The following is a 2,599-nucleotide window of genomic DNA, read 5'->3' as shown; positions in this document are numbered from 1 at the left end:
AGCGATAAACAAGGACGAAGAAGGATATATCCGTAACTGGTTGCTTAACAAGTATGGTAAGTCAGTTATGGCCTATACAGCCGTAAGCATTCGCACGGCAGCAGAAATAGCTAATTCCAGCCCCCGAGAGAGGGCAGAGGCTGCTTATATGACATTATCCAGTCAGGACCCACTAAGGGAGGATATATAAATCATGAACGTATACCAAATTGGACGGAACTATATCGCTGCCGAGAATTTGGAGAAAGCCTACTACGAGCATTTGGAACATGAGAATAACCTTGAATTTTTGTTCGACGGTATCAGCCTTGAACCTGGAGAAGAAACAGAAGTAACCATTAAAGTTCGTCGATTGACGGAAAAAGAGATAGATAAAGAGACTATTCCGTGCTGTCAGGATGGATGCGATGAGTGCGAGGAGTTAAATGACCATGTCTATAAAACATACCGTGAGTTAATCAACGAAGGCGGAGAATTTCCTAAACTTTTAGCTTTTGATCTCTAAGGAGGAACAATGACAGATAAACCACGTAACTGGCAAGAGGATATGAAACTGTCAGAACAAGCCAAGGGCTGGACCTATGAAATCACTTTTAATGGTGAAGGAAATATTGTAGCAAAGGATGCTAATTATACATTTGCCCAGGTTATTGCTGGGGATGTAGGCATAAGCAATGCTGAGGTTATATTAGATGGACTTGAAGCCCTTCCTTACTGGCTCCAACAATATGCAGCCGCTGAATCCCTTATACAACAAAAGGATGCAGAAATAGCTGCTGCCGAGAAAGCATATGAAGGACTACAAGCGAATTGTGTAAGCCGTGGAGAGTATGAAGCGACATTGAAGAAACTGGACGACATTACCAAAGCATATCATGCTCTCCTGCAAGATGAAGGAGACACCCCATGATAAGAGCCTATACCTCTATATTAGCAACACTAGGAGTGAACACATGTGAAAAATGAACAATTTATAATTATACGTAACAGAGAAGAAGATTCCACCGATACGCAAAAGATAATCCAGGTAAACTTTTTTTCGGACATTGATCAGGAAGATATTCGAAAAACAAAGTGGCTTCTTAGTAAGTATGTTGATATGATCGACGTAATCAAAAACTATGAATTCGCTCTTCAGCAGATTGAAAACGGTATGTCCGCATATGAGATTCTTTCAGCCGAAGGTGCTATTGCAAAGCGCGAGACTGGTCAGGAGTTGACAGCAGATGTAACAGCTAATGCCGTGATTCTAAAGGACAAACGGCATACCAATTATAAATTCTATCAATTCATCACCAATAACATCCGTTTCGCCATAAATAATATGAGAGATCCGCATGAAGGTCTTGCTGCAAAGCTGCTTTTTCTGGATGGAAAGAAATATCTCAAGGCCCAGCAGTATATGGAGAAGGGATACAGAAAAGATGTGCCTGGTATCTCAGCTACGACATTTGCAGATAAACGACGACGAGCGATTGTAAATATAGCAAACAGTCTTAAAATTAATCGGACTTTGGATCTTGTGGTTATCGACTATGGTCGGGGACGAAGCAAGGAAGGAGAAATCGGATTGAGAATGCCAGAAGTAAATTAGACCGTAAGGGCTTAAGCCTTTGCGGTCTTTATTTGTTGTAGGAACTATGTAAATCCGTAGTAGGTACGGAGTAGAAAGGATTTACACTTTATTCAGCAACAAATTAAATCCATTCTAGGAGGCAATAAATATGGCACAAAGTTATGCTTACTTGGACAACACAGGTATTTTACATCTTCATCCGCTGGAAACTGAAGCGGCTAAGCATGGCAAGTATGTAGGTACAAATCTGGATTACGACGAAAGCGGATTCCCGATTATTGGCGGTGAAGGTGTAGTCTATTATGTAGACAAAGACACAGCTTATGTAAACGGAAATGAACATGACGGTAAACAAATCGCAGTACCAAGTGGCCTTAAAGCACTAGCTGGCCAACTTCTGTAATCGTTAAGATTTAGATGTGGTGGCGGAAGATAGACGCACTTTGTCGGGGCATTGCTTGAGTGAAAGACTCATGGATTTATCGGTATGTCACACACGCCCGAAGAGAACCGATATACAGGGGTGAAAGTCCCTTGTCCACATCGAAACTATCTACAACTAATCCGAGACAGCCGTAAAGAGGGTAATAACACCCCATCAGTAAGGGCGGCAGATTGTTCCGCACGTAATGCGGACTATAGCGATTGACGGTAATCGCTGTGAAATAATTACCGTTAATATAAGTGAGAGAGCGACGGGAAACCGACGCTTTTTTGCATTCAAAAAGGGGGGGTTCAACATTGCAACCTGTTAATACGTACGCTTCTGCTCAGGCCCGGGAACTATACAGCTATTTACTCGGCATCTCAGGGGAAAAAATGATCACAGGTCAGCATGATTATCTGGAAAGCCCGGATGAATTAAGTAACAAAGTTAAAAAAATCAGCCAGGTTTATGTCGGCGTGCATGGCTACGAGATGGGAGCCATCTCTGGTCAGTCCGCCGCTGTGGAAGCAACACAGCGCCAAGCTGTTGTCGATAGCGCCATCCGCTGGAGCAGATCCGGTGGCATTGTGACGATG

5 protein-coding genes and 1 pseudogene are annotated in these 2,599 nt (G+C 42.8%); all 6 read left to right on the top strand.

Annotated elements, in window-relative coordinates:
• Window positions 1-190 (top strand): annotated as a pseudogene (locus tag L693_RS30980) (hypothetical protein); the annotation flags it as partial.
• Window positions 191-193: 3 nt separating this feature from the next.
• Entirely contained in the window at window positions 194-505 is a 312-nt protein-coding gene (locus L693_RS0102875; RefSeq protein ID WP_025715975.1) for a hypothetical protein, read from the top strand.
• Between the two features lie 9 nt (window positions 506-514).
• On the top strand, window positions 515-910 hold the full coding sequence (locus L693_RS0102870; protein WP_025715974.1) for a hypothetical protein: 396 nt from the start codon (window positions 515-517) through the stop codon (window positions 908-910).
• A 45-nt stretch (window positions 911-955) separates the two neighbouring features.
• A complete protein-coding gene (locus L693_RS0102865; protein WP_025715973.1) occupies window positions 956-1,594 on the top strand; it encodes a hypothetical protein in 639 nt (212 codons plus the stop codon).
• Window positions 1,595-1,724: 130 nt separating this feature from the next.
• On the top strand, window positions 1,725-1,979 hold the full coding sequence (locus L693_RS0102860; RefSeq protein WP_025715972.1) for a hypothetical protein: 255 nt from the start codon (window positions 1,725-1,727) through the stop codon (window positions 1,977-1,979).
• A 338-nt stretch (window positions 1,980-2,317) separates the two neighbouring features.
• Window positions 2,318-2,599, top strand: a 282-nt coding sequence (locus L693_RS27605) for a glycosyl hydrolase (protein ID WP_269320818.1), incomplete at its 3' end; no start/stop codon positions are given.

The sequence above is a fragment of the Paenibacillus sp. 1-18 genome (genome assembly GCF_000520755.1).
GTDB lineage: Bacteria > Bacillota > Bacilli > Paenibacillales > Paenibacillaceae > Paenibacillus > Paenibacillus brasilensis.
Note: the sequence above shows the minus strand (reverse complement) of the source record. Positions and strands in the feature narration are given on the sequence as shown.